Here is a 25,402-nt window from a genome sequence, read left to right on the forward strand (position 1 = left end):
TCAGCCGTTTTGCACGGCCTTGAGCCCGATGCCGACGAGGAATGTCTCAGAGGATTTGTCGCGCGAGGCCTTGGGCTTGATCGGCTTGACGACCCGGAACTCGCTGCGGAACAGCTTGACCAGCTCGGCGTAGCCGCTGCCATGGAAGAGCTTGACCACCAAGGCACCCTCCGGTTTCAGGTAGGTCTGGCAGAACTCCACCGCCAGTTCCACCAGATGGGCAATGCGGGCCGCGTCGGCGGATTCGATGCCCGACAGGTTGGGCGCCATGTCGGACACCACGACATCGGCCTGGCGCCCGCCCATGGCGGTGTGCAGTTGCTCCAGCACCTCGGGTTCGCGGAAGTCGCCCTGCAAGAATTGGACTCCCTCGATCGCCTCCATCGGCAGGATGTCCAGTGCGATGATGGTGCCATTGAGCTCGCCCACGGCCGCACCCTGGGGCGACAGGCGCCGCCGCACGTACTGGCTCCAGGCGCCCGGCGTGGAACCCAGGTCCACCACGAGATGGCCGGGTTGCAGCAGCTTGAGGCCTTCGTCGATCTCCTTGAGTTTGTAGGCCGCGCGCGCGCGGTAGCCCTCCCTGGCGGCGAGCTTCACGTAAGGATCGTTGACATGGTCGTTCAACCATGCCTTGTTGACCTTCTTCGATTTGGTCTTGACTTTCATGCAGCCTGGATAATACGGGGATGCCCCAAATTCAACTCACCCCCGCGCAACGCAAGGTCCACCGCGCCGAGGCCCACCATCTGGACCCCGTGGTCATGGTTGGCGGCGATGGCCTGACCCCAGCGGTGGTGCGCGAGACCGATCTCGCGCTCAACGCGCACGGCCTGATCAAGGTGCGCGTGTTCGCCGACGACCGTGTCGCGCGAGAAGCCATGTACCAGCAACTGGCCGACGAACTCAACGCCGCGCCGATCCAGCACATCGGCAAGTTGCTGGTGCTGTGGCGGCCCAAGCCCGAGGTTGAGCGCGAGCGCACAGAGGACGAGGACCGCAAGCCCGGCCCGCGCGACGTGAAGATCCTGAAGTTCAGCAAGCGCGGCGGCCAGCGGCCCGAGGTCAAGACCCTGCGCGTGCTGGGCAACCAGCGCCTGACGGCCGGCGGCAAGGTCAAGCGCGCCAAGCCGAAGCCGCCGACCAGCGTCAAGAAGCGCAGCCAGACCTGAGCCTGACGGCGCCTTTCACACCACCTGGTCCAGCGCCTTGGCCAGGTGGCCCACGGTGCGGTCCACGTTCTGCCACTTCTCCAGGCCGAAGAGGCCGATGCGGAAGGTACGGAAGTCCGCGGGTTCATCGCACTGCAGCGGCACGCCGGAGGCGGTCTGCAGGCCGACGGCCAGGAACTTCTTGCCGTTCTGGATGTCCGGGTCGGTCGTGTAGCTCACCACCACGCCCGGCGCCTTGAAGACCTCGGCCGCCACGCTGGGCAGGCCGCGCGATTCCAGCAGTGCACGCACCTTGCTGCCGAGTTCGATCTGCGCCTGGCGCACCGTATCGAAGCCGATTTCACGCGTCTCCAGCATCACATCGCGCAGCCTTACCAGTGCGTCGGTCGGCATGGTCGTGTGGTAGGCGTGCTGGCCCTTTTCGTAGCCCTCGGCGATCTGCATCCACTTCTTGAGATCGCAGGAGAAGCTGCTGCTCGTCGTGCCATCGATGGCCTCGCGCGCCCGCGCGCTCAGCATCACCATGGCGCAGCACGGCGAGCTGCTCCAGCCCTTTTGCGGTGCGGAGATCAGCACGTCGACGCCGGTGGCCTGCATGTCCACCCACATGGCGCCAGAGGCCACGCAGTCCAGCACGAACAGCGCGCCGACTTCATGCGCGGCCGCGCTGATGGCGCGCAGGTAGTCGTCCGGCAGCAGGATGCCGCTGGCCGTCTCCACGTGCGGCGCGAACACCACCTTGGGCTTCTCGGCGCGGATGGCGGCGGCCACCTCGTCGGCCGGCGCAGGCTGCCAGGCAGCCTGCGGCCCGTCGCCCACGCGGCGCGCCTTGCAGACCACGGCACCGCCGCCCAGGCCCCCCGCGTCGAAGATCTGGCTCCAGCGGTAGCTGAACCAGCCGTTGCGCACGATCAGCACCTTCTCGCGGTTGGCGAACTGGCGTGCCACAGCCTCCATGCCGAACGTGCCGCTGCCAGGGACCAGCACCGCGGTGTGTGCGTGGTAGACCTGCTTGAGCGTGGACAGGATGTCCTGCACCACGCCCGTGAAGCGCTTGGACATGTGGTTCAGCGCGCGGTCGGTGTAGACCACCGAGAATTCCAGCAGGCCGTCCGGGTCGACATCGGGCAAGAGTCCGGGCATGGTCAGTCTCCTTCTTGGGATGGGGGCGCAGGGCGCGCCAGTTGCCACAGCGTGATGCTGGCACAGACCCATTGCAGCAACAGCATGCCGCTGCCCAGGTTGTGCCAGAGCTTCAGATTCTCACGCGCCACGATGCGCGGCGCGACCGCGAACTCGACCACCAGTGCCAGCAGCAGCCCACCCAGCACCCACGGCAACACAGGCCGGGCCCAGGTCGCCGTGCGGTCAGCATCGCGCGGACGCGAGGCCATCAGGATCAGCAGACAACAGGCGAGTGTGGCCCAGGTCTGGCCGCTGAACAGCCGGGCCGCTGCGGCGCCAGCCAGGGCCGGGCTGGGCAGCTGCATGAACAGCAGCGGCACGATCCAGAACAGGGCCGTCAGGCTGCCCCACCACAGGGAGGCAGCCAGTAGCGGCAGGCGCGCGCGCATCGCCAGCGCTTCAGATGTAGCGGACGCCGATGACTTCGTAGCGCTTGATGCCGCCAGGCGTGTGCACCTCGGCGCTGTCGCCCTCGCCCTTGCCGATCAGGGCGCGTGCGATCGGGCTGGAGATGTTGATGCGGCCCAGCTTCAGGTCGGCCTCGTCCTCGCCGACGATCTGGTAGGTCACGGCCTGGCCGCTGTCCTCGTCTTCGAGGTCGACAGTGGCGCCGAACACCACCTTGCCGCCGGCATTGAGCTCGGCCGGGTCGATGACCTGGGCCACCGACAGCTTGCCCTCGATCTCCTGGATGCGGCCTTCGATGAAGCCCTGGCGGTCCTTGGCGGCGTCGTAGTCGGCGTTCTCGGACAGGTCGCCCTGCGCGCGCGCTTCGGCGATCGCATTGATGATGAAGGGGCGGTCCACGGTCTTCAGGCGGTGCAGTTCGGTCTTCAAGGCCTCGGCGCCGCGCCGGGTCACCGGAAAGGTGGTTGTCATGTTTCAGGTCTCCAAAAGCAAACCGCCGAACGTCGCCGTTCGGCGGTTGGTAGGTGAGGGGGGTCAGACGAGTGTTCGTCCGGTCAGCCGGCTCAGAATTGCCAGCGGACTAGCGGCGGGATTGTATTGGCTCGCTGCCGGCAGATGCAGTGTCTGCTCGGCCATGAACTGGCCCGACATCACCGCATGCGATGTCTGGTCGGAGAAGCACACCCAGACCGAGCCCGGCGAGAAGGGCACGGTCTGCTGCGGTGCGCTCTGCTGGTAGCCCAGGTCGGACTTCATCGCGTCGTGCAGCTGCAGCATGAGGTGGTCGTATTCGCTGCGCAGCGACTTGGTCACGCGCAGTGCCCGCAAGGCCTTGGCCTGCCAACGGGAATAGGGCTTGAGCCGCGGCAGGAAGCGCTGGGCCACGGCACCGAAGGGCTCGCCCACGCGCCAGACGCGTGGCGCGCCGTTGGGATTGAGGTTGGCGAAGACGCGCAGGATGCGCTCACCGTAGTTGGGCCGCGACGGGAAGGCATCGACATGCAGGCGCTTGTCGTCCGCACGCCAGGACTGCGTGCGCGTTTCGACCTGGGCTGGGCGAAAGCTCGTGGGCGCCATCCGCAAGGCAGGCCCGTAAGCCGGCAGCAGCCCGTCCACGAGTTGTCGTGCCTGGCTGCGAAAACGCGCGACCATGGCGGCTGTGGCCTGCTGCTTCGCTGCGTCGCCGGCGGCCCCCTTGAGCCGGCCCGTGGCGTCCAGGCTGATGTTGCGCGAACCTTCGGCCAGCAGCGCGGGATCCAGCAGGCGCTGCTCGTCGGCCAGCAACTCGAACCGCAGGCGCGGGAAGTACAGCACCTTGCCTGCCTCCAGCGCAGCGATCCAGTCGTCGTTGGAGCGGGCCCCGGCCCAATCGGCCAGGTCCAGCTCCACCAGTTGCGACGTCATCGGCCGGCCCTCGTCGGATCAGGCCAGCTGCGCGTGCATCTCCTGCACCGAGATCACGTCGAGCTGGTCCAGGTAACGCATGCCTTCGACAGCAGCCTCGGCACCGAAGATGGTCGTGAAGGTGGTCACACGCGCCAACAGCGAGGAGGTGCGGATGGCACGGCTGTCGGCGATCGCATTGCGGCGCTCTTCCACCGTGTTGACCACCAGCACGATCTCGTTGTTCTTGATCATGTCGACCACGTGCGGCCGGCCTTCGGTGACCTTGTTGACGGTCTTGCAGGCGATGCCGGCTGCCGTGATGGCGGCTGCCGTTCCCTTGGTCGCGACCACGGTGAAGCCCTGCGCCACCAGCGCGCGTGCCACTTCCACGGCGCGCGGCTTGTCGCTGTTCTTGACCGTCAGGAAGGCCGTGCCCGAGCGCGGCAGCTTGGTGCCAGCGCCCAGCTGGCTCTTCACGAAGGCCTCGCCGAAGGTCTTGCCCACGCCCATGACCTCGCCCGTGGACTTCATCTCGGGGCCGAGGATGGTGTCCACGCCCGGGAACTTCACGAACGGGAAGACGGCTTCCTTGACGCTGAAGTACGGCGGCGTGACTTCGGCGCCGATGCCCTGGGAATCCAGCGACTGGCCGGCCATGCAGCGCGCCGCGACCTTGGCCAGCTGGATGCCGGTGGCCTTGGACACGAAGGGCACGGTGCGGCTGGCACGCGGGTTGACTTCCAGCACGTAGATCACGTCCTGGCCGTCTTTCTCCTGGATCGCGAACTGCACGTTCATGAGGCCGACCACGTTCAGGCCTTCGGCCATGGCCGCAGTCTGGCGCTTGAGCTCGTCCACCGTCGCCTTGCTGAGGTAGTACGGCGGCAGCGAGCAAGCGGAGTCGCCGCTGTGCACGCCGGCCTGCTCGATGTGCTCCATCACGCCGCCGATGAACACGCGGCCGGTGGCATCGCGGATGGCATCCACGTCGCACTCGATGGCGTCGTTCAGGAAGCGGTCCAGCAGCACCGGGGAGTCGTTGCTGACCTTGACGGCCTCGCGCATGTAGCGCTCCAGGTCGCGCTGTTCGTGCACGATTTCCATCGCGCGGCCACCCAGCACATAGCTCGGGCGCACCACCAGCGGATAGCCCAGCGCCTGGGCCTTCTCCAGCGCCTCAGGCTCGGCACGGGCCGTGGCGTTCGGTGGCTGGCGCAGACCCAGGTCGTGCAGCAGCTTCTGGAAGCGCTCACGGTCTTCGGCCGCGTCGATCATGTCGGGGCTGGTACCGATGATCGGAACGCCGGCGGCCTCCAGGCCCAGCGCGAGCTTGAGCGGCGTCTGGCCGCCGTACTGCACGATCACGCCCAGCGGCTTTTCCTTCTCGACGATCTCGAGCACGTCCTCCAGGGTCAGCGGCTCGAAGTACAAGCGGTCCGAGGTGTCGTAGTCGGTCGAGACGGTCTCGGGATTGCAGTTGACCATGATGGTCTCGTAGCCGTCCTCGCGCATCGCCAGCGCCGCGTGCACGCAGCAGTAGTCGAACTCGATGCCCTGGCCGATGCGGTTCGGGCCACCGCCCAGCACCATGATCTTCTTCTTGTCGGTCGGCTCGGCCTCGCACTCGTCCTCGTAGGTCGAGTACATGTAGGCGGTGTCGGTCGAGAACTCCGCCGCGCAGGTGTCAACGCGCTTGTAGACGGGACGAATGTTCTGCGCGTGGCGCGCGGCGCGCACCGCGTTCTCGTCGGTCTTGAGCAGCTTGGCCAGACGGCGGTCGGAGAAGCCCTTCTTCTTGAGCAGGCGCAACTCGTCAGCCGTGACCCTGGAGAGCGCCTCGGCGCCGTGTTCCTCGGTGTGCTTGTCCAGATCGAGCTCGATCTTGATGATCTCCTCGATCTGCACCAGGAACCACTTGTCGATCTTGGTCAGCGCGTGGACTTCGTCCAGCGACCAGCCGGAGGCGAAGGCGTCACCCACGTACCAGATGCGATCGGGGCCGGGCTCGCCGAGCTCTTCTTCGAGCACCTCGCGGTCCGTCGTCTTCTGGTTCATGCCGTCCACGCCGACCTCCAGGCCGCGCAGCGCCTTCTGGAAGCTCTCCTGGAAGGTGCGGCCCATGGCCATGACCTCGCCCACGCTCTTCATCTGCGTGGTGAGGTGGCTGTCGGCGGCCGGGAACTTCTCGAACGCGAAACGCGGGATCTTGGTCACCACGTAGTCGATGCTTGGCTCGAAGCTCGCAGGCGTGGCACCGCCCGTGATCTCGTTGCGCAGTTCGTCCAGTGTGTAGCCGATGGCCAGCTTGGCCGCGACCTTGGCGATCGGGAAGCCCGTGGCCTTGGAGGCCAGCGCCGAGGAACGCGACACGCGCGGGTTCATCTCGATCACGATCATGCGCCCGTCGGCCGGGTTGACCGAGAACTGCACGTTCGAGCCGCCGGTGTCCACGCCGATCTCGCGCAGAACCGCCAGACTGGCGTTGCGCAGGATCTGGTATTCCTTGTCGGTCAGCGTCTGCGCGGGCGCCACGGTGATGGAGTCGCCCGTGTGCACGCCCATCGGGTCCAGGTTCTCGATCGAGCAGACGATGATGCAGTTGTCGGCCTTGTCGCGCACGACCTCCATCTCGTACTCTTTCCAGCCCAGGAGCGATTCCTCGATCAGCAATTCGCTGGTCGGCGAGGCTTCCAGGCCGCGCTTGCAGATGGTCTCGAACTCTTCGGCGTTGTAGGCGATGCCGCCGCCCGTGCCGCCGAGCGTGAAGCTGGGGCGGATCACGGTCGGGAAGCCGACAGTCTTCTGCACGGCCCAGGCCTCGTCCATGGTGTGCGCAATGCCCGACCGGGCAGAGCCCAGGCCGATCTTGGTCATCGCGTCCTTGAACTTCAGGCGGTCTTCGGCCTTGTCGATGGCCTCGGGCGTGGCGCCGATCAGCTCGACCTTGTACTTGTCCAGCACGCCGTTGCGCCACAGGTCGAGCGCGCAGTTCAGCGCGGTCTGCCCGCCCATGGTCGGCAGGATCGCGTCGGGCCGCTCCTTGGCGATGATCTTCTCGACCGTCTGCCAGGTGATGGGTTCGATGTAGGTGACGTCGGCCGTGGCCGGGTCGGTCATGATCGTCGCAGGATTGCTGTTGATCAGGATGACCTTGTAGCCCTCCTCCCGCAGCGCCTTGCAGGCCTGCACGCCGGAGTAGTCGAATTCGCAGGCCTGGCCGATGACGATGGGGCCGGCGCCGATGATGAGGATGCTCTTGAGGTCTGTGCGCTTAGGCATTGCTCGCCTCCGCCTTGAATTTTTCCATGGACTGCGTGAAGCGGTCGAAGAGGTAGCCGATGTCGTGCGGGCCGGGCGATGCTTCCGGGTGGCCCTGGAAGCAGAAGGCCGGCCTGTCGGTGCGGGCCAGGCCCTGCAGCGTGCCGTCGAACAGGCTCACGTGCGTGGCGCGCAGATTGGCCGGCAACGTTTTCTCGTCGACTGCGAAGCCGTGGTTCTGGCTCGTGATGGACACGCGGCCGTTGTCCAGGTCTTTCACCGGGTGGTTGGCACCGTGGTGGCCGAACTTCATCTTGAAGGTCTTGGCGCCCGAGGCCAGGGCCATGATCTGGTGGCCGAGGCAAATGCCGAACGTCGGGATGCCGGTCTCGATCAGTTGGCGCGTGGCCTCGATCGCGTAGTCGCAGGGCTCCGGGTCGCCAGGGCCGTTGGACAGGAAGATGCCATCGGGCTTGAGCTTGAGCACGTCGGCCGCGGGCGTCTGCGCCGGCACCACCGTGATGCGCGCGCCGCGCTCGGCCAGCATGCGCAGGATGTTCTTCTTGACGCCGTAGTCGAAGGCGACGACATGGAACTTGGGCGTGATCTGCACGCCGTAGCCGGGTTTGCCGTTCAGGCCCACGAGCTGCCACTCGGTCTCGGTCCAGCTGTAGGTTTCGCGCACCGAAACGACCTTGGCCAGGTCCAGCCCCGACATCGCCGGCGCTGCCTTGGCCTGGGCGATGGCACTGTCGATGTCCTTCTGCGTGACCGTGCTGCCGGCGGCCAGCGCCACGATGGCGCCGTTCTGCGCGCCCTTGGTGCGCAGGTGGCGCGTGAGCTTGCGCGTGTCGATGCCGGAGATGGCCACCGTCTTGCCGGCCACGAGGTACTGACTGAGGCTGGCGCTGCTGCGGAAGTTCGATTCCAGCAGCGGTAGATCCTTGATGATCAGGCCCGCAGCATGGATCTTGTCGGCTTCGATGTCTTCGGCGTTCGTGCCGTAGTTGCCGATGTGCGGATAGGTGAGCGTGACGATCTGCTGGCAGTAGCTCGGATCGGTCAGGATTTCCTGGTAGCCGGTGAGCGACGTGTTGAACACGACTTCGCCGACGGTTGCGCCAAGGGCGCCGATCGAGTTGCCGATAAAGACCGTGCCGTCAGCTAGCGCCAGGATCGCGGGCGGGAAGGATCCCTGGAGGGATGAAAGCACTGGGTTCTCCGGATGGTGACGGTCGCCCGGCGCCCTCGACAAGCACCTGGAGTGCTTCCCTGGACTGCTGCTTTAAGGGGATGTGGCGGTGGATGCGGCCGGCGACGCGATTGCGAAAAAGCCCACGATTGTAGCGCGGGGCGCCAGCTGGCCCGCCAGATCAGGGGCTGTTCCGGGCCGTGAACCTGGGATTTACCCTAGGCCACCGCACGCCAACCGCTGTTCAGGGCCGTGGGGCGCTCGCATGGAGGCAAATGGCGGCGGCGGCTGCGACGTTGAGCGATTCTTCGCCGCCTGGCTGGGCAATGCGGATGTGCAGGCCGGCACGCGCCTGCAGTGCCGGCGACACGCCCTGCCCTTCGTGGCCCATGAGCCAGGCGCAGGGATAGGGCGGCGCCGCCGCATGCAGCCACTCGCCCTGGTGCGAACTGGTGGCGACCAGCGGCACCTGGAGCGTGGCCACGGCATCTTCGCCCGCCGCCTCGATCAGGCGCAGGCCGAAATGGGCGCCCATGCCGGCGCGCAGCACCTTGGGCGACCACAGCGCAGCCGTGCCAGCCAGCGCCAGCACCTGGCGGAAGCCAAAGGCACCCGCGCTGCGCAGGATGGAGCCGACGTTGCCGGCATCCTGCAGCCGGTCCAGCACCACGGTGGCGGCCAGCGGGTCCAGCGCCGGCGTGGCCGGCAACGCGAGCACGCAGGCGAAGCCGGCCGGCGAGCCCAGCGCGCTGAGCTGGCTCCAGAGCGCATCGGCCAGCAGCAGGCGCGGCACGCTGGCATCCAGGCCCAAGGCGGCGGCCATGGCCGCGCCTTGCTCCGACATCACCAGTTGCGCGGGCTGCCAACCGCGCGCGAGCGCGGCGCGGCACAGATGCTCGCCCTCGATCCAGATGCGCCCCTGGCGCCGGTAGGCGCCGTTTTCCTGCGCCAGCCGGCGCAGTTCCTTGAACTGCGGGTTCTCGCGCGAGCGGATTTCCAGCAGGCTGGCTGGCGTACCTTCGCCCTGTCGGGCTGCAGTGCCATGGGCTTTCGGAACGGCCGGGCTGCTCATGGGGCCACCACCGTCACGGCACGCACACCCGCCTCGCGCACGGGCGCGAAGGACTGGCGGTGCCAGGCGCAGGCCCCGTGCAGGCGCAGCGCCTCCAGGTGCGCAGCCGTGCCATAGCCCTTGTGGGCATCGAAGCCGTACTGCGGGAATTGCGCGTGGATTTCGCCGCACCAGCGGTCGCGGTGCACCTTGGCCAGGATGGATGCGGCTGAGATGGCCGGCACCAGCGCGTCGCCCTTGACCACGGCCTCGGCCAGCATGTCGAGCACGGGCAGCTGGTTGCCATCCACCAGCACGCGCACCGGCTTGAGGCGCAAGCCCTGCACGGCGCGCTGCATGGCCAGCAGCGTGGCCTTGAGGATGTTGAGCCGGTCGATCTCCTCGACGGAAGCCTCGCCGATCGCGCAGCACAAGGCCTTAGCGCGGATCTCGTCGTACAGGCGCTCGCGGCGCAGGGCCGTCAGCGTCTTGGAATCGGCCAGGCCCTCGATGGGTTGGCGCTCGTCCAGGATCACGGCCGCAGCGACCACGGGGCCGGCCAACGGCCCGCGGCCCGCCTCGTCCACGCCCGCCATCAATCCAGGTGCAGCCCAGCCCAGCACCTGCTGCTCAGCCCGCAAGAAGTTTTTCGATCGCATCGCTCGCCAATCGTGCCGTATCGCGCCGCAGCTCCAGGTGCAGCGCCGTGAACCGTTGTTCCAGGGCCGCGATTGTCTCCGGTGCCGTGTCCCGCGCCTGCAACCAATGGTCCAGCGCCGCTGCCAAGGCCGCGGGCGTCGCTGCATCCTGGATCAGTTCGGGCACGACCGTGTCGCGGCACAGGATGTTGGGCAGGCCGATCCAGGGCATCAGGTTGCGCCCCCGCATGAGCCAGTACGACAGCCGGTTCATGTGGTACGCAATGACCATGGGCCGCTTGTACAAGGCCGTCTCCAGCGTGGCCGTGCCGCTGGCCACGAGCGCCACGTCGCACGCGGCCAGCACAGTGTGCGACTGGCCGCGCACGACCTGCAGGCGTGCCCCGAGGCCGGCGGTATCGGCCAGGCGGCGGATCTCCGCCTCTTGCGAGGGCACGGCCGGCACCACGAACCGCAGCGCCGGTCGGCTGCGCAGCAGCGTGTTTGCCGCGGCAAAGAAGCGCGCGCCCATCTGCTGGACTTCCGAGCCACGGCTGCCCGGCAGCACGGCGACCACGCAGGCCTCGTCTGCCAGCCCGAGCTGCCGCCGCGCGGCCGCGCGGTCCGGCTCCAGCGGGATCACGCTGGCCAGCGGATGGCCGACATAGGTGGCGGGCACGCCATGCGCAGCCAGCAATGCCGGCTCGAACGGAAAGATGCACAGCACATGGTCGGCACTGCGCTTGAGCGTCTCGACCTTCTTCGCGCGCCAGGCCCAGAACGAGGGGCTCACGAAGTGGACCGTCGGAATGCCGGCGGTGCGCAGCCGGGCTTCCAGGCCGAAGTTGAAATCGGGAGCGTCGATGCCGATGAAGATGTCGGGCCGCTCTTGCAGTAGCCGATCGCCCAGTTCGCGGCGGATGGCGAGCAAGCGGCGCAGGTGCGGCACCACCTCCAGGTAGCCGCGCACGGCCAGTGTCTCGCTCGGCCACCAGGGCTCGAAGCCGCGCGCCTGCATCTGGTGTCCACCGATGCCCATGGATTGCATCGCCGGCCAGCGTGCCCGCAGGCCGTCGAGCAGCAGCCCGGCCAGCAGGTCACCCGAGGCCTCGCCGGCCACCATCGCGCAACGCCGCGCCGAAGCCAGGGCCATGGCTCAGCGCGCGATGCCGACGGTGGAACTGCGCAGAAAGCCGAGCATGGCCGCGACCTCGCCGGCAGCCTCGGGATGCGATGCGGTCAGCGCCTCGATGCCGGCCATGGCCTCGTCCAACGGCTTGCCCTGGCGATAGAGCAGCTTGTGCATCTCGCGCACGGCCGTCTGGCGCTCCGCGGAGAAGTCACGCCGGCGCAGGCCGACCAGATTCACGCCGCGCACCTGCAGCGGGTTGCCGTCGACCACGAGGAAGGGCGGCACGTCCTTGTTCACGTGGCTCGCAAAGCCGATCATGGCGTGGTCGCCGATCCGCATGCGCTGCAGGATGCCGGTCAGGCCGCCCACGGTCACGTGGTCGCCCAATTGCACATGGCCGGCCAGTGTGGCGTTGTTGGCCATGGTGGCGTGGTTGCCGACCTGGCAGTCGTGCGCGATGTGCACGTAGGCCATGATCCAGTTGTCGCTGCCGATGCGCGTGACGCCGCCATCCTGCACGGTGCCCAGGTTGAAGGTGCAAAACTCGCGGACGACGTTGCGGTCACCGATCACGAGTTCGGTCGGCTCGCCTGCGTACTTCTTGTCTTGTGGCACGGCGCCCAGCGAGGCGAACTGGAAAATCCGGTTGTCACGCCCGATGGTGGTGTGCCCTTCGATCACGCAGTGCGGGCCGACCTCGGTGCCGGCGCCGATGCGCACATGCGGGCCGATCAGGCTGAACGCACCGACCCGGACCGACGCATCGAGCTCGGCCGCCGGATCGACGATGGCACTGGGATGGACATGGGCCACGTGGCAGATCCCCTTCAGGCCACCTTGCGCATGGTGCACATCAGCTCGGCCTCGCAGGCGATGGTCTCGCCCACACTGGCCGTGCCTTTGAACTTGTAGATGCCGGCCTTCTGGCGCAGCAATTCCACATCGAGCACCAACTGGTCGCCCGGCTCCACGGGGCGCTTGAACCGCGCCGCGTCGATGCCCGCAAAGTAATAGACCGTGTTGTCGTCCAGGTCCTTGCCGCTGCTGGCAAAGGACAGCAGCGCTGCGGCCTGGGCCATGGCCTCGAGCATCAACACCCCCGGCATCACCGGCCGGTTCGGGAAATGGCCGACGAAGTACGGCTCGTTGATCGATACGTTCTTGAGCGCCTTGATGCGCACGTCCTTCTCGATCGACAGCACGCGGTCCACCAGCAGGATGGGATAGCGGTGCGGCAGCTTCTTGAGGATTTGGTGGATGTCCATCATGTCGTCGTCTTCTCTATTCGTCGCGGGCCGGCAAGCGGCGCTCCAGCGCACGCAGGCGCTCGCGCAGGCTGGGCAGCTGGCGCAGCGTTGCCGCGGACTTCTCCCACTTGCCAAACTCGTCCAGCGGGTACACCCCGCCATAGGCACCCGCCTTGCGGATGCTGCCCGTGACCGAGGCACCGCCACCGATGTGCACGTGATCGACGATGGTGGCGTGGCCGGTGATTTTGGCCGCACCGCCGATGGTGCAGTGCTCGCCGACCGTGGTGCTGCCGGCAATCGCGGCGCTGCCAGCGATGGCCGAATGCCTGCCGATGCGCACGTTGTGCGCAATCTGGATCAGGTTGTCGAGCTTGACGCCGTCTTCGATCACGGTATCGCCCAGCGCGCCGCGGTCGATGCAGGTGTTTGCGCCGATGTCCACGTCATTGCCGATGCGCACCGCACCCAGTTGTTCGATCTTCTCCCAGCGGCCCGCGTTCGGCGCGAAGCCGAAGCCGTCTGCACCGATCACGGCACCGGGCTGGACGGTGCAACGCTCGCCGATGCTGCAGCGTTCACCCACCGTCACGCGTGAGGTGAGCACCGTGTCCGCACCGATGCGCGCGCCGCGTTCGACCACGCACAGCGGGCCGATCCAGGCGCTCGGATGGACTTCGGCTTCGGGGTCGACCACGGCGCTCGGGTGCACACCCGCGGAGCGGGCCGGCATCTGCGTGCGCTTCCAAAGCTGCGTCAGCCGGGCGTAGTACAGGTAAGGATCGTCCGCGACGATGCAGGCGCCGCGCGCCTGAGCCTGATCGCGCAAGGCCGGGGCGACGATCACGCAGGCCGCCTGGCTGGGCGCCAGTTGCGCAACCAGCTTGGCGTTGCTCAGAAAGGTGATCTGCCCCGCACCAGCCGACGCCAGAGGCGCCAGGCCTTCGATGGCCAAGGAGCGCTCGCCGTGCAGTTCTCCACCCAGCGCGTCGACGATCGCGCCAAGATCCAGAGCCACGTCAGGTCGGCAAGTCCCGCTCACTTGGTGGGGTTGGCCGCGTTCAAAGCCTTGATGACTTTGTCGGTGATGTCGTGCTTGGGATTGATGTACGCGGCCTCCTGCAGGATGGCGTCGTACTTCTCGGTCTCGGCAACCTGCTTGATGATGCGGTTGGCCTTGTCGATGACCTGCTGCAGCTCTTCGTTCTTGCGCAGGTTCAGGTCTTCCTGGAACTCGCGGCGCTTGCGCTGGAAGTCGCGGTCCTGCTCCGTCAGCTGGCGCTGGCGTGCTGTGCGCTGGCTTTCGGCCAGGGTCGGCGCCTCGCGCTCGAACTTCTCCGAGGCTGCCTTGAGCACGTTGCCGGCATCCATCAGGTCCTTCTCGCGCTTGGAGAATTCGGCCTCCAGCTTGCTTTGCCCGACCTTGGCCGGATTGGCTTCGCGCAGCAGGCGGTCGATGTTGACGAACCCGATCCGGAAGTCTTCAGCCTGCGCTTGGGCTGCCAGTGCCGCCAACCCCAGCAACAGGGCGGCTCCGAACGGACGCAAAAAAGTCTTCATCAAAACGACGTACCTATCTGGAATTGCAGTTTTTGGATTCTATCGCCCGCGAACTTGCGCACCGGATTGGCGATGGCCAAGCGCAACGGACCGACAGGGGAAATCCAGCTCACGCCCACACCGACGGAGGCGCGCATGTCGCTGAGCTCGAACTTGTCGTCCTCGCCGTACACGTTGCCGACGTCGACGAAGCCGTACATGCGCAGCGTGCGGTCGTTGCCGGCGCCAGGGAATGGCGTCAGGATCTCGGCGTTCAGCGTGACCTTCTTGCTGCCGCCGATGACGGAGCCGGTCACGTCGCGCGGACCCAGCGTGCCCTGCTCGAAGCCGCGCACCGATCCCAGACCGCCTGAGTAGAAGTTCTTGAACACCGGGAATGGCCGGCCCGACAGGCCCTTGCCGTAACCCAGCTCGCCGTTGAACGCCAGCGTGTACTGCTTGTTCAACGGGATGAACTGCTGGTACTGGTAGCTGCTGCGCACGTAACGTGTGTCGCCGAACAGCCCGATCTCGGCATTGACCTTGTTCAGGGTGCCATTGGTCGGGACCAGCGTGCTGTCACGGCTGTCGCGCTGCCAACCGACCGACAGCGGGACCGAGTAACTGGTGTAGCCAAACTTCTCGCCATAGGCGAGGTAGGCAGCCGGGATGTTGGTGCCAGGCTTGATGGTCGTGCGCTCCAGCGTGCCGCCGAAGTACACCGTGTCGACCTCGCTGAACGGCACGCCGAAGCGCACGCCCGCACCCGTGGTTTCCAGCTGGTAGTTGCCGCCCTGGTCGTTGTAGGGCCGCGAGTTGCGGTGGAACAGGTCCAAAGACAAGGACACACCATCGGTCGTGAAGTACGGGTCGACCGTGTTCAGCACGATGGCGCGGTTGTATTTGCTGGTGTTGATGTCGAGCCCCAGGTAGTTGCCCGAGCCGAAGGCGTTTTCCTGCTTGATGCCGAAGGACAGCGCGAGCTTTTCCGCGCTCGAGAAGCCGGCACCCATGGTCAGGCTGCCGGTGGGCTTCTCGGCCACGGTGACCTGCAGGTCGACCTGGTCCGGTACGCCCGGCACCTCCAGGGTCTCCATGTTGACTTCGGTGAAGTAACCCAGGCGGTCGACCCGGTCGCGCGACAAACGGATCTTGTTGCCGTCGTACCAGGACGATTCGAACTGGCGGAATTCGCGGCGGATGACTTCGTCGCGCGTGCGCGTGTTGCCGACCACGTTGACGCGGCGCACGTAGGCACGGCGCGAGGGCTCGGCCGTCAGCAGCAGCGCCACGCTGTTGTTGCTGCGATCGATGTCGGGCCGCGCCTCCACGTTGGCGAAGGCGAAGCCGTAGTTGCCGAAGTTGTCGCGGAAGGACTTGGTGGTCTCGGCCACGCGGTCGGCGTTGTAGGCCTCGCCCGGGCGGATCGTGATCAACGACTTGAACTCGTCGTCGCGGCCCAGGTAGTTGCCCTCCAGCTTGACGCTGGACACCACGTAGCGCTCACCCTCGGTGATGTTGAGCACGATGGCGATGTCTTCCTTGTCCGGCGAGATCGCCACCTGGGTCGACTCGACCTGGAATTCCAGGTAGCCGCGCGACAGGTAGTACGAGCGCAGCGTCTCGATGTCGGCGTTGAGCTTGGCGCGCGAGTAGCGGTCGGACTTGGTGTACCAGCTGAGCCAGCCACCGGTGTCGAGCTCGAACAGGTCGCGCAGCGTGGACTCGCTGAAGGCCTTGTTGCCGACGATGCGGATTTCCTTGATCTTCGCCGGATCGCCTTCGGTGACGGTGAAGGTCAGGTTGACGCGGTTGCGCTCGATCGGCGTCACCGTGGTGACGACCTGTGCGCCGTACAGGCTGCGGTTGATGTACTGCCGCTTGAGCTCCTGCTCGGCACGGTCGGCCAACGCCTTGTCGAAGGGGCGGCCCTCGGTCAGGCCGATGTCGCGCAGGGCCTTTTTCAGGGCGTCCTGCTCGAACTCCTTGGTGCCTGCGAAGGTGACGTCGGCCACCGTGGGGCGCTCTTCGACCACCACCACCAGCACGTCACCACTGACTTCGATGCGCACATCGGTGAACAGGCCCAGGCCGAACAGGGAACGGATCGCGGAGGCGCCCATTTCGTCGGAGTAGGTGTCGCCCACCCGCAGCGGCAGGGATGCGAACACCGTGCCGGGCTCCACGCGTTGCAGGCCTTCGATGCGGATGTCGCGCACCTTGAACGGATCGACCGCCCAGGCCTGGTGGGCCACCAACAACAGCCCCAGGGCCGTGGTCAGCGCGCGCGTGCGAAAGCGAAGCATGGAATGTTTCATGGATAAGAAAGAGGGCCGACGGCGTGGGCCGGGCTGGTGGGCTGGCCTCGATGTCGGGTCAGCCGAAGATTCGTGTCACGTCGTTGAACAAGGCGATGGACATCATCACGAGCAGCAAGGCGACCCCGGTGCGCTGCATGCGTTCCATCCATGCATCCGACACGCCTTTGCCGGTCACGGCCTCCCAAAGATAATACATCAGGTGCCCCCCATCGAGGACCGGGAGCGGCAGCAGGTTCAGCACCCCGAGGCTCACACTGATCAGGGCCAGAAACACCAGGTATTGGGTCAGTCCCAGGCTGGCGGATTTGCCCGCGTAGTCGGCGATCGTGAGCGGCCCGCTGAGGTTCTTGAGCGAAGCTTCGCCGATCACCATGCGGCCCATCATGCGCAGCGTGAGGGCCGAGACCTCCCAGGTCCGCACCACCCCGTTCCACAGCCCGTCAAGGGGTCCATAGCGCACCGTGACCATGGCTGGCGGCGCGCCGACCATGGCGCCGACACGGCCGATCCAGGCATCGCCCTCGCGCAGCGCTTGTGGGGTGACCTCGATGTCCTGGCGCTGGCCGGCGCGATCGATGCGCCAGCGCTGCGTGAGCGGCTCCTCGCCACGCACCGACGCGCGGATGGTCTCGCGCAGCTGCGGCCCGTCGACGATGGGTGTGCTGCCGATGGCCAGCACCACGTCGCCGCTCTGCAGGCCAGCCCGGGCGCCGGCGCCATCGGCCACGACCTCGCCGATGACAGGCTGCGTCCAGGGCGAGACGATGCCGATGCGCCGGAACAGCTGGGCGTCGGCCTCGCGCACGCCCATCTGCGCCAGCGGCAACACAAGTTCACGCGTCGCGCCCTGCGCGTCGAGCTCGAGCCGCACATCGTGCCCGTCCAATGCGCCGCGCGTCAGCAGCCAGCGCAGTTCCTCGAACGAGCGCAGCGGCTGCAGCGTGTCGCCGTCCCAGGCACCGCGCACCACGTGCTCACCGCCGCGCACGCCGGCCTGCTCCGCGATGGACGCCGGCACCGGGCTGGCCAGCACGGCCTGCGGTTCCTCCACGCCACTCCAGTTGACGAGCGCGTAGAGCAAGACGGCCAGCAGCAGGTTGGCGGCCGGGCCGGCCGCGACGATGGCCGCACGCTTGCCGACGGTCTGGGTATTGAAGGCACGGTGGCGCTCGGCTGGATCGACGGCGCCCTCACGCTCGTCCAGCATCTTGACGTAGCCGCCCAGCGGAAACGCGCAGACGACGAATTCGGTCGGCGAGCCCTTGGGCTGCCAGCGCCAGAGGACCTGGCCGAAGCCGATGGAGAAACGCTCGACCTTGACACCGCAGGCCACCGCCACACGGTAGTGGCCGTACTCATGGACCGCGATCAACAGGCCCAGCGCAACGATGAAGGCCACAACGGTCAGCATGGAGTCCTTTCTAGAGCCGGGCGATGTGCCCGTGCGCGTGTTCGCGCGCCAGCGCATCGAGCGCCAGCAGATCTGCCAGCGACCCTGGCTTGGAGGGCGCCAGGCCCTCCAAAGTTGCATGGCTGAGCTGGTGGATCTGGTCGAAGCGGATGCGGCGCTCCAGGAAGGCGGCCACGGCCACTTCGTTGGCCGCGTTCAGGACCGCGCAAGTCCCCGAAGGCGCACGCAGAGCGTCCCAGGCCAGGGCCAGGCAGGGAAAGCGCACGAGGTCGGGTACCTCGAAGGTCATCGCGGCGATGCGCGAGAAATCGAGCCGCGGCGTGCCGCTGTCGATGCGCTCGGGCCAGGACAGGCCGTAGGCGATGGGCACGCGCATGTCGGGCGTGCCCAGCTGGGCCATCACCGAGGCGTCGTGGAATTGCACCATCGAGTGGATGATCTGCTGGGGATGGATCACGACCTCGATCTGCTCGGGCGTGACGCCGAACAGGTACTTGGCCTCGATGACTTCCAGCCCCTTGTTCATCATGGTGGCCGAGTCGACCGAGATCTTGCGGCCCATGGCGAAGTTCGGGTGCGCGCAGGCTTGCTCTGGCGTCACATCGCGCAGCGTGGCCGGGTCGCGCGTGCGAAATGGCCCGCCCGACGAGGTCAGCATGATCTTCTCGATGCGCCGGCGCCAGGTGGCAGGATCCTCGGGCAGTGACTGGAATACGGCGGAGTGTTCGCTGTCGATCGGCAGCAGCAGCGCGCCGCCGGCCTGCACGGCGTCCAGGAACACCTGGCCGCCCACGACCAGCGCCTCCTTGTTGGCCAACAGCAGGCGCTTGCCCGTGCGCGCCGCCGCCAGACAGGGCGCCAGCCCCGCCGCGCCGACGATGGCGGCCATCACGGCATGCACATCGGGGTGCGCAGCAACTTCTGCAATCGCCTCGGCACCGGCCATGACCTCGACCGGCAGGCCCTCGGCATGGATGCGTTCGCGCAGCCTGCGCGCCGCGTCGGCATCGGCCATCACGGCAAAGCGAGGACGGAACTGCGCGCATTGCTGCAGCATCGTCTCGACCTGGGTCGCGGCCGTCAGCGCGACGACCTCGAAACGCTCCGGATGCCGCGCCACCACATCCAGCGTGTTGGCGCCCACGGAACCCGTGGAGCCCAGAATACTCAGCCGCTGCTTCATGCCACCACGCAATACAACATCATCGCCAACGGCACCGTCGGCAACAGCGCGTCGACACGGTCCAGCACACCGCCGTGGCCCGGCAGCAGCCTGCTGCTGTCCTTGACACCGGCGCTGCGCTTGATCAGCGACTCGACCAGATCGCCGACCACGCTCATGGCACACAGGAACAGCACGGCCAGCGGCATCAGCCAGGGCATGCCGGCCCAGAGGCGGCTGAACAGGTTGTTGCCCGACGGGCCGTCGACCAGAACCCAGCCCGCAGCCAGCAGCAGCACACCCACCGCACCGCCGTAGACGCCCTCCCAGCTCTTGCCCGGACTGATGGCCGGTGCCAGCTTGCGCCGCCCGAAACTGCGGCCCGCGGCATAGGCGCCGACATCGGCCATCCAGACCAGTGTCAGCACCGAGAGCAGGAAACCGATGCCGATCACGCGTGCCTGCACCACGGCCAGCCAGGCCAGGCACAGCGCCAGCAGGCCACCGACGATGCGCAACAGGCGTGGAATCGGTGCCCAGCCCGGCACGCCACCGCGGATCAACAGCACCGCAGCGAGCACCCAGGCGCCGCCGGCCAAGGTCCATAGGGTGAGTGAGGGCCGGGCCAGCCAGCCCGCCTGCCACATCGCAGTGCACAGGGCAGCAGCCACCAGCGCGAGCCCGCAGGCGCCCGCCTGGCCCATCTGGTTGAGGCGGCCCCACTCCCAGGTGGCGGCCGCAATCATCACGAGGGCGACGATGCCGAATGGGGTGGGGTCGGCGTAGAACAACGCCGGCAGCAGAATGGCCAGCAGCACCAGGGCGGTGATGATGCGCGTGCGCAGCATGGCGCAGGCCTCAGGCAGCCCGGTTGGCGACGACTTGCTCGGAGGTCTTCCCGAAGCGGCGCTCGCGTCGGCCATAGGCCGCGATGGCGTCGTCCAGTGCCGCGGGGTCGAACTCGGGCCACAGCTTGTCGCTGAACACGAACTCCGAATAGGCCGACTGCCAGAGCAGGAAGTTGCTGATGCGGAACTCGCCCCCCGTGCGGATCACGAGGTCCGGGTCCGGCACATGGGCCAACGCCATGGCACGGCCCAGGCTGGCTTCGGTGATGGCCTCGCCGGCCGCCGCCAGGCGCTGCGCGGCCTGGGCGATGTCCCAGCGGCCGCCATAGTTGAAGCAGATGTTCAGGACCAGGCGCTGGTTGCCGGCGGTCTCGCGTTCCGCCTGCTCCAGGCCACCGCGCACCTTGTCGGACAGCGCAAGCAGCGCACCCACGAAGCGCAGCTGCACGCCGTTGGCCTTGAGCGGTTTCACTTCCTTGGCCAGCACGCTGACCATCAGCGACATGAGGCCCGAAACCTCGTCCTGCGGCCGGTCCCAGTTCTCCGACGAGAACGCGAACACGGTCAGCACGCCCACGTCGCGGTCCAGGCAGGCCTGCACGCAGCGGCGCAGCGATTCGACACCCTGCCGGTGGCCGGCCACGCGCGGCAGGAAGCGGCGCGTCGCCCAGCGGCCATTGCCGTCCATGACGATGGCGATGTGGTGCGGCACCACACTCACGCGAGCATCCCCCACTGACGACACGGCAACACGCGCATCAGACCGCCAGCAGGTCCTGCTCCTTGGCCGCCACGATGTGGTCGACGTCGGAGATGTGCTTGTCGGTGACCTTCTGGATGTCCGCCTCGGCACGCTTCTGGTCGTCCTCGGAGGCCAGCTTGTCCTTGACCAACTTCTTGACGGCCTCGTTGGCGTCACGGCGCAGGTTGCGGATCGCGACCTTGGCGTTCTCGCCTTCGCTGCGCACCACCTTGGTCAGCTCCTTGCGGCGCTCCTCCGTCATCATGGGCATGGGCACGCGGATCAATTCGCCCATGGATGCGGGGTTCAGGCCCAGGTCGCTCTCGCGGATGGCCTTCTCGATCTTGGCGCCCATGCCCTTCTCCCAGGGCTGCACGCTGATGGTGCGCGCGTCCAGCAGCGACACGTTGGCCACCTGGCTGATCGGCACCATGGAGCCGTAGTAGTCGACCTGCACCACGTCCAGCAGCGCTGGGTTGGCACGGCCCGTGCGCACACGCGCCAGGGCGTTCTTCAGCGAGGCCAGGGACTGGTCCATGCGGCTGTCGGCCGCGCTCTTGATGTCTGCAATCGTCATGCTCTCTCCGGCTTCTTGTGGGCCCGACCGGCGGCGCAACGCCGCCCTGCCAGCCTCAGGCGTAGACCAGGGTGCCCTCGTCTTCGCCCAGCACTACGCGCTTGAGCGCACCGTGCTTGAAGATCGAGAACACCTTGATCGGCAGCTTCTGGTCGCGGCACAGCGCGAACGCGGTGGCATCCATGATGCCCAGATTCTGCGAGATCGCCTCGTCGAACGAAATCCTGCTGTAGCGTGTGGCCGTCGGATCCTTCTTCGGGTCCGCGGTGTACACGCCATCCACCTTGGTCGCCTTGAGTACCAGCTCGGCACCGATTTCGGCACCACGCAGCGCTGCGGCGGTGTCGGTGGTGAAGAACGGATTGCCAGTGCCGGCGGCGAAGATCACGACCTTGCCCTCTTCGAGGTATTGCAAGGCCTTGGGGCGCACGTAGGGCTCGACCACCTGCTCGATGGCGATCGCCGACATGACGCGGGCGATCAGGCCAGCCTTGTCCATGGTGTCGGCCAGGGCCAGCGAATTCATGACCGTGGCGAGCATGCCCATGTAGTCGGCCGTGGCGCGGTCCATGCCGACCGAACCACCCGCGACGCCGCGGAAGATGTTGCCCCCGCCGATCACCACGGCGACCTGGACGCCCAGGCGCGTGATCTCGGCAATTTCCTCGACCATGCGCACGATGGTGGCGCGGTTGATGCCGAAGGCATCGTCGCCCATCAGGGCCTCTCCCGACAGCTTCAACAAGATGCGCTTGTGGGCTGGCGCGGGAGCGGGCATGGGCAATTCCTTCAGGTGGTGCAAATGGGGGGCAATGGTAGCGCGGGCCGACGACAGTTCAGACGCCGGACCCGCATGGCGCGATCAGGCGCCGGTCTTGGCAGCAGCGACCTGCGCCGCCACTTCGGCCGCGAAGTCGTCGACCTTCTTCTCGATGCCTTCGCCCACGACGTACAGCGTGAACGACTTGACCTGCGTTTCCGAGGCCTTGAGCATCTGCTCGACGGTCTGCTTGTCGTTCTTCACGAAGGGCTGGTTGTACAGCGAGACTTCCTTGAGGAACTTCTGCACGCCGCCTTCGATGCGCTTGGCGACGATGTCGGCCGACTGCACCGGCTTGCCGGCGGCTTCGGCGGCCTTCTTGTCCTCCTCGGCCTTGGCCGCGGCGACCGAACGCTCCTTCTCGACCAACTCGGCGGGCACTTCGGCCGACGACAGCGACACCGGCTTCATGGCGGCCACGTGCATGGCGATGTCCTTGGCGGCCGTCTCGTTGCCTTCGTACTCGACCAGCACGCCGATGCGCGTGCCGTGCAGGTAGGCGGCCAGCTTGCCGCCATCGGCGTAGCGCTTGAAGCGGCGGAAGCTCATGTTCTCGCCGATCTTGCCGATCAAGCCCTTGCGCACGTCTTCCAGCGTGGGGCCGAAGCCGTCCTGCGCGTAGGCCAGTGCACCCAGGGCGGCGATGTCGGCGGGATTGTGCTCGGCGACCAGGTTGGCGGCGGCTTGCGTCAACGCCAGGAAGCTGTCGTTCTTGGTGACGAAGTCGGTTTCGCAGTTCACTTCGATCAGGGCGCCCACATTGCCGTTGATGGCGCTGGCGACCACGCCTTCGGCGGTCACGCGCGAGGCGGCCTTGCCGGCCTTGCTGCCCAGCTTGACACGCAGCAGTTCTTCGGCCTTGGACATGTCGCCGGCGGCTTCGGTCAGCGCCTTCTTGCATTCCATCATCGGTGCGTCGGTCTTGCCACGCAGTTCAGCAACCATGCTTGCGGTGATAGCAGTCATGCTCAGATCTCCATCTCGAATTCAAGGAACTAAAAAAAAGGGGGCCATGCAGCCCCACTTTGATCGCGCGGGATGTCGCGCGTGGGTCAGGCTCAGGCGGCCTCGTTGACCTCGACGAATTCGTCGCTGCTCTCACCGGCTGCCACCGTCTTGACGACATCGGCGCCAGCGCTGTTGCGGCCTTCGATGATCGCATCGGCGATGCCACGGGCATACAGCGCCACGGCCTTGGCCGAGTCGTCGTTGCCGGGGATGACGTAGTCGATGCCCTGGGGCGAGTGGTTGGAGTCCACCACACCGATCAGCGGAATGCCCAGCTTGCGGGCTTCAGCGATCGCGATCTTGTGGAAGCCCACGTCGACCACGAAGATCGCGTCGGGCAGCGCGCCCATTTCCTGGATGCCGCCGATGTCCTTTTCCAGCTTGGCCATTTCGCGGGAGAACATGAGCTGTTCTTTCTTGCTCATGTTGTCCAGGCCGGCTTCCTGCTGGACCTTCATGTCCTTCAGGCGCTTGAGCGAGGTCTTGACCGTCTTGAAGTTGGTCAGCATGCCGCCCAGCCAACGCTGGTCGACGAAGGGCACGCCGGCGCGGCGGGCTTCTTCGGCCACGATCTCACGGGCCTGGCGCTTCGTGGCGACCATCAGGATGGTGCCGCCATTGGCGGTCAGCTGCTTGGCGAACTTGGCCGCCTCCTGGAACATCGGCAGCGACTTTTCCAGGTTGATGATGTGGATCTTGTTGCGATGGCCGAAGATGAACGGGGCCATCTTGGGGTTCCAGAAGCGGGTTTGGTGGCCGAAATGGACACCGGCTTCCAGCATTTCGCGCATGGTGACGGACATTGAAATAACTCCAAAGGTTGGGTCTAAAATCCCGCCCGTTTTGCGCCATGCCAACCCGTCTATAACCGGGCGATCGATGCAGGCGCAACACCTTGATGTGGGCGGGTTTGCGATTTGTCTTGCGTTTTTTAGTCACTTGACCAGGTCATTTGACTTGACGCGTGGCGCCGGCAGGCCGGACCACTTCGCAAAACCCAAAGAGTCTAGCACATCACGGGCCCACCCCAGTGGCGCCCCCTCCCCATGCACATTGCCATCATCGGTGCCGGCGTCGTCGGCATCACCACGGCCTACGAGCTGGCCGCGGACGGCCACCAAGTCACCGTCTACGAGCGCCACACCGCCGCCGCGGCCGAGACCAGTTTCGCCAACGCGGGCGTGGTGGCCCCGGGCTATGTGACGCCCTGGGCGGCACCGGGCATGCCCGGCAAGGTGGCGCGCTATCTGCTCAAGCGCCACGCGCCGATCAAGCTGGGCTGGCCCCTGGCTGCACGCGATCTGGCCTGGATGGCGCGCTGGCTGCGTGCCTGCAAGCTGGACACCTACCTCGCCAACCGCACGCGCATGCAGCGCCTAGCCTTCTACAGCCGCGACCGGCTGCACCAGCTGACCCAGGATCTGCGCCTGGCCTATGACCGCAGCGACGGCTACATGGTGCTGCTGCGCTCCGAGGAGGATGGCCGCCTGGTCGAACCAGGCCTGCAGGTGCTGCGCAACGCCGGCGTGCGCTTCGCGCGGCTGGACGCGGCGGCGGCACGCCAGGTCGAGCCCGCGCTGAGCCCGGACATGGATTTCCACGGCGCGATCCAGCTCCCCGATGACGAAGTCGGCAACTGTCGGCAGTTCTGCATGCTGCTCAAGGCAGAGGCCCAGGTCCTGGGCGTCGACTTCCAGTTCGGCAGCGCCATTGCGCGAATCGAGGCCGGGCCGCCTGTCACGCTGCGCCTGGCCGATGGCAGCGTGCGCGGCTTCGATGCACTGGTCTGCTGCGCCGGCCTCGGCTCCGCACCGTTGCTGCGACCGCTGGGCCTGCATCTGCCGCTGGCGGCGGTGTATGGCTACTCCATCACCGCGACCATCCGCGAAGGGCTGAACGCGCCGCGCAGCGCCGTGATGGACGAGCGCTACAAGGTGGCGATCTCCCGGCTCGGCCAGCGCGTCCGCGTGGCTGGCAGCGCCGAGATCGGCGGCAGACCGAACGTGCACCGCGAAGCCTCGGTGCAGACGCTCTACAAGGTGCTGCACGACTGGTTCCCGGGCGCTGCCAGCATGCAGGCGGGCGTGCAGGTCTGGAAGGGTGCGCGGCCGATGTTGCCGGACGGGCCACCGGTGCTGGGTGCCAGCGGCATCCCAGGGGTCTGGCTGAACCTGGGCCACGGCTCCAGCGGCTGGGCGCTGAGCTGCGGCAGCGCACGGGTGCTGGCCGACCAGATCGCGGGACGCACGCCCGCCGTCGACACGGAAGGCCTGGGCATCGAACGCCTGCGGCGGTAGGGCCGGGA

25 protein-coding genes are annotated in these 25,402 nt (G+C 67.0%); 2 read left to right on the forward strand and 23 right to left on the reverse strand.

Annotated features, from left to right (window positions below):
- Positions 1–669 (reverse strand): RlmE family RNA methyltransferase, encoded by a 669-nt coding sequence (locus DES41_RS36245; RefSeq protein ID WP_114472545.1) that lies wholly within the window; start codon positions 667–669, stop codon positions 1–3.
- Between the two features lie 20 nt (positions 670–689).
- Here DES41_RS36245 and DES41_RS36250 point away from each other — a divergent pair, with 20 nt between their 5' ends.
- Complete coding sequence (locus DES41_RS36250) at positions 690–1,172, forward strand: YhbY family RNA-binding protein (RefSeq protein ID WP_114472546.1); 483 nt, start codon at positions 690–692, stop codon at positions 1,170–1,172.
- Positions 1,173–1,187: 15 nt separating this feature from the next.
- Here the strand turns inward: DES41_RS36250 and DES41_RS36255 are convergent, their stop codons facing one another.
- The 22 genes from DES41_RS36255 to rpsB form a co-directional block, all read right to left on the reverse strand.
- Positions 1,188–2,315 carry an aminotransferase class V-fold PLP-dependent enzyme gene (locus tag DES41_RS36255; protein ID WP_114472547.1) on the reverse strand — a complete coding sequence of 376 codons (1,128 nt, stop codon included), beginning with the start codon at positions 2,313–2,315 and terminating at the stop codon, positions 1,188–1,190.
- A 2-nt stretch (positions 2,316–2,317) separates the two neighbouring features.
- Entirely contained in the window at positions 2,318–2,746 is a 429-nt protein-coding gene (locus DES41_RS36260) for a DUF4149 domain-containing protein (protein ID WP_114472548.1), read from the reverse strand.
- Positions 2,747–2,756: 10 nt separating this feature from the next.
- Entirely contained in the window at positions 2,757–3,236 is a 480-nt protein-coding gene (greA, locus tag DES41_RS36265; protein ID WP_114472549.1) for a transcription elongation factor GreA, read from the reverse strand.
- Between the two features lie 63 nt (positions 3,237–3,299).
- Entirely contained in the window at positions 3,300–4,169 is an 870-nt protein-coding gene (gene kdoO / locus DES41_RS36270; RefSeq protein ID WP_114472550.1) for a Kdo hydroxylase KdoO, read from the reverse strand.
- An 18-nt stretch (positions 4,170–4,187) separates the two neighbouring features.
- Positions 4,188–7,430 carry a carbamoyl-phosphate synthase large subunit gene (gene carB / locus DES41_RS36275; RefSeq protein WP_114472551.1) on the reverse strand — a complete coding sequence of 1,081 codons (3,243 nt, stop codon included), beginning with the start codon at positions 7,428–7,430 and terminating at the stop codon, positions 4,188–4,190.
- Positions 7,423–8,622, reverse strand: coding sequence for a glutamine-hydrolyzing carbamoyl-phosphate synthase small subunit (gene carA / locus DES41_RS36280; RefSeq protein ID WP_114472552.1), 1,200 nt, complete (start codon positions 8,620–8,622; stop codon positions 7,423–7,425). The genes carB and carA overlap by 8 nt, the downstream gene beginning before the upstream one ends.
- 223 nt (positions 8,623–8,845) lie before the next feature.
- Complete coding sequence (locus DES41_RS36285) at positions 8,846–9,673, reverse strand: TrmH family RNA methyltransferase (protein WP_114472553.1); 828 nt, start codon at positions 9,671–9,673, stop codon at positions 8,846–8,848.
- Positions 9,670–10,311, reverse strand: a complete 642-nt coding sequence (rnhB, locus tag DES41_RS36290; RefSeq protein WP_114472554.1) for a ribonuclease HII — start codon at positions 10,309–10,311, stop codon at positions 9,670–9,672. The genes DES41_RS36285 and rnhB overlap by 4 nt, the downstream gene beginning before the upstream one ends.
- Positions 10,283–11,443: a lipid-A-disaccharide synthase gene (lpxB, locus tag DES41_RS36295; protein ID WP_245966042.1), complete on the reverse strand. Its 1,161-nt coding sequence runs from the start codon at positions 11,441–11,443 to the stop codon at positions 10,283–10,285. The genes rnhB and lpxB overlap by 29 nt, the downstream gene beginning before the upstream one ends.
- A 3-nt stretch (positions 11,444–11,446) precedes the next feature.
- On the reverse strand, positions 11,447–12,235 hold the full coding sequence (gene lpxA / locus DES41_RS36300) for an acyl-ACP--UDP-N-acetylglucosamine O-acyltransferase (protein ID WP_114472587.1): 789 nt from the start codon (positions 12,233–12,235) through the stop codon (positions 11,447–11,449).
- Between the two features lie 14 nt (positions 12,236–12,249).
- Positions 12,250–12,690: a 3-hydroxyacyl-ACP dehydratase FabZ gene (gene fabZ / locus DES41_RS36305; RefSeq protein ID WP_056660463.1), complete on the reverse strand. Its 441-nt coding sequence runs from the start codon at positions 12,688–12,690 to the stop codon at positions 12,250–12,252.
- A 13-nt stretch (positions 12,691–12,703) separates the two neighbouring features.
- Positions 12,704–13,687, reverse strand: coding sequence for a UDP-3-O-(3-hydroxymyristoyl)glucosamine N-acyltransferase (gene lpxD / locus DES41_RS36310; RefSeq protein WP_114472556.1), 984 nt, complete (start codon positions 13,685–13,687; stop codon positions 12,704–12,706).
- 20 nt (positions 13,688–13,707) lie between these two features.
- Positions 13,708–14,229, reverse strand: coding sequence for an OmpH/Skp family outer membrane protein (locus tag DES41_RS36315; RefSeq protein WP_114472557.1), 522 nt, complete (start codon positions 14,227–14,229; stop codon positions 13,708–13,710).
- Positions 14,229–16,514 carry an outer membrane protein assembly factor BamA gene (gene bamA / locus DES41_RS36320; protein WP_245966043.1) on the reverse strand — a complete coding sequence of 762 codons (2,286 nt, stop codon included), beginning with the start codon at positions 16,512–16,514 and terminating at the stop codon, positions 14,229–14,231. The genes DES41_RS36315 and bamA overlap by 1 nt, the downstream gene beginning before the upstream one ends.
- Before the next feature lie 70 nt (positions 16,515–16,584).
- The gene (rseP, locus tag DES41_RS36325) at positions 16,585–17,940 is read right to left on the reverse strand and encodes an RIP metalloprotease RseP (protein WP_114472588.1); all 1,356 of its coding nucleotides are present in this window, start codon (positions 17,938–17,940) and stop codon (positions 16,585–16,587) included.
- A 10-nt stretch (positions 17,941–17,950) separates the two neighbouring features.
- The gene (gene ispC, locus DES41_RS36330; RefSeq protein WP_114472559.1) at positions 17,951–19,123 is read right to left on the reverse strand and encodes a 1-deoxy-D-xylulose-5-phosphate reductoisomerase; all 1,173 of its coding nucleotides are present in this window, start codon (positions 19,121–19,123) and stop codon (positions 17,951–17,953) included.
- Entirely contained in the window at positions 19,120–19,950 is an 831-nt protein-coding gene (locus tag DES41_RS36335) for a phosphatidate cytidylyltransferase (protein WP_114472560.1), read from the reverse strand. Before DES41_RS36335 ends, ispC begins: the two co-directional genes overlap by 4 nt.
- Before the next feature lie 10 nt (positions 19,951–19,960).
- Positions 19,961–20,671, reverse strand: coding sequence for a polyprenyl diphosphate synthase (gene uppS / locus DES41_RS36340; protein WP_281277270.1), 711 nt, complete (start codon positions 20,669–20,671; stop codon positions 19,961–19,963).
- 37 nt (positions 20,672–20,708) lie between these two features.
- Positions 20,709–21,269 (reverse strand): ribosome recycling factor, encoded by a 561-nt coding sequence (gene frr, locus DES41_RS36345; RefSeq protein WP_114472561.1) that lies wholly within the window; start codon positions 21,267–21,269, stop codon positions 20,709–20,711.
- Between the two features lie 55 nt (positions 21,270–21,324).
- On the reverse strand, positions 21,325–22,047 hold the full coding sequence (gene pyrH / locus DES41_RS36350) for a UMP kinase (RefSeq protein ID WP_114472562.1): 723 nt from the start codon (positions 22,045–22,047) through the stop codon (positions 21,325–21,327).
- A gap of 84 nt (positions 22,048–22,131) precedes the next feature.
- Positions 22,132–23,055, reverse strand: a complete 924-nt coding sequence (tsf, locus tag DES41_RS36355; protein WP_114472563.1) for a translation elongation factor Ts — start codon at positions 23,053–23,055, stop codon at positions 22,132–22,134.
- A gap of 92 nt (positions 23,056–23,147) precedes the next feature.
- Positions 23,148–23,900 carry a 30S ribosomal protein S2 gene (gene rpsB, locus DES41_RS36360; RefSeq protein ID WP_114472564.1) on the reverse strand — a complete coding sequence of 251 codons (753 nt, stop codon included), beginning with the start codon at positions 23,898–23,900 and terminating at the stop codon, positions 23,148–23,150.
- A 243-nt stretch (positions 23,901–24,143) separates the two neighbouring features.
- Between rpsB and DES41_RS36365 the strand changes: the two genes are divergently transcribed.
- Entirely contained in the window at positions 24,144–25,394 is a 1,251-nt protein-coding gene (locus tag DES41_RS36365) for a D-amino acid dehydrogenase (RefSeq protein ID WP_114472565.1), read from the forward strand.
- Positions 25,395–25,402 lie beyond the last annotated feature (8 nt).

The organism is Pseudorhodoferax soli, from assembly GCF_003337555.1.
Lineage (GTDB): Bacteria > Pseudomonadota > Gammaproteobacteria > Burkholderiales > Burkholderiaceae_C > Pseudorhodoferax > Pseudorhodoferax soli.

Coding starts and splice junctions, on each gene's coding strand:
- DES41_RS36245 (WP_114472545.1), bottom strand. CDS start 669: ATGAAAGTCAAGACCAAATCGAAGAAGGTCAACAAGGCATGGTTGAAC.
- DES41_RS36250 (WP_114472546.1), top strand. CDS start 690: ATGCCCCAAATTCAACTCACCCCCGCGCAACGCAAGGTCCACCGCGCC.
- DES41_RS36255 (WP_114472547.1), bottom strand. CDS start 2,315: ATGCCCGGACTCTTGCCCGATGTCGACCCGGACGGCCTGCTGGAATTC.
- DES41_RS36260 (WP_114472548.1), bottom strand. CDS start 2,746: ATGCGCGCGCGCCTGCCGCTACTGGCTGCCTCCCTGTGGTGGGGCAGC.
- greA (WP_114472549.1), bottom strand. CDS start 3,236: ATGACAACCACCTTTCCGGTGACCCGGCGCGGCGCCGAGGCCTTGAAG.
- kdoO (WP_114472550.1), bottom strand. CDS start 4,169: ATGACGTCGCAACTGGTGGAGCTGGACCTGGCCGATTGGGCCGGGGCC.
- carB (WP_114472551.1), bottom strand. CDS start 7,430: ATGCCTAAGCGCACAGACCTCAAGAGCATCCTCATCATCGGCGCCGGC.
- DES41_RS36285 (WP_114472553.1), bottom strand. CDS start 9,673: ATGAGCAGCCCGGCCGTTCCGAAAGCCCATGGCACTGCAGCCCGACAG.
- rnhB (WP_114472554.1), bottom strand. CDS start 10,311: ATGCGATCGAAAAACTTCTTGCGGGCTGAGCAGCAGGTGCTGGGCTGG.
- lpxB (WP_245966042.1), bottom strand. CDS start 11,443: ATGGCCCTGGCTTCGGCGCGGCGTTGCGCGATGGTGGCCGGCGAGGCC.
- fabZ (WP_056660463.1), bottom strand. CDS start 12,690: ATGATGGACATCCACCAAATCCTCAAGAAGCTGCCGCACCGCTATCCC.
- DES41_RS36315 (WP_114472557.1), bottom strand. CDS start 14,229: ATGAAGACTTTTTTGCGTCCGTTCGGAGCCGCCCTGTTGCTGGGGTTG.
- bamA (WP_245966043.1), bottom strand. CDS start 16,514: ATGCTTCGCTTTCGCACGCGCGCGCTGACCACGGCCCTGGGGCTGTTG.
- rseP (WP_114472588.1), bottom strand. CDS start 17,940: ATGCTGACCGTTGTGGCCTTCATCGTTGCGCTGGGCCTGTTGATCGCG.
- ispC (WP_114472559.1), bottom strand. CDS start 19,123: ATGAAGCAGCGGCTGAGTATTCTGGGCTCCACGGGTTCCGTGGGCGCC.
- DES41_RS36335 (WP_114472560.1), bottom strand. CDS start 19,950: ATGCTGCGCACGCGCATCATCACCGCCCTGGTGCTGCTGGCCATTCTG.
- frr (WP_114472561.1), bottom strand. CDS start 21,269: ATGACGATTGCAGACATCAAGAGCGCGGCCGACAGCCGCATGGACCAG.
- pyrH (WP_114472562.1), bottom strand. CDS start 22,047: ATGCCCGCTCCCGCGCCAGCCCACAAGCGCATCTTGTTGAAGCTGTCG.
- tsf (WP_114472563.1), bottom strand. CDS start 23,055: ATGACTGCTATCACCGCAAGCATGGTTGCTGAACTGCGTGGCAAGACC.
- rpsB (WP_114472564.1), bottom strand. CDS start 23,900: ATGTCCGTCACCATGCGCGAAATGCTGGAAGCCGGTGTCCATTTCGGC.
- DES41_RS36365 (WP_114472565.1), top strand. CDS start 24,144: ATGCACATTGCCATCATCGGTGCCGGCGTCGTCGGCATCACCACGGCC.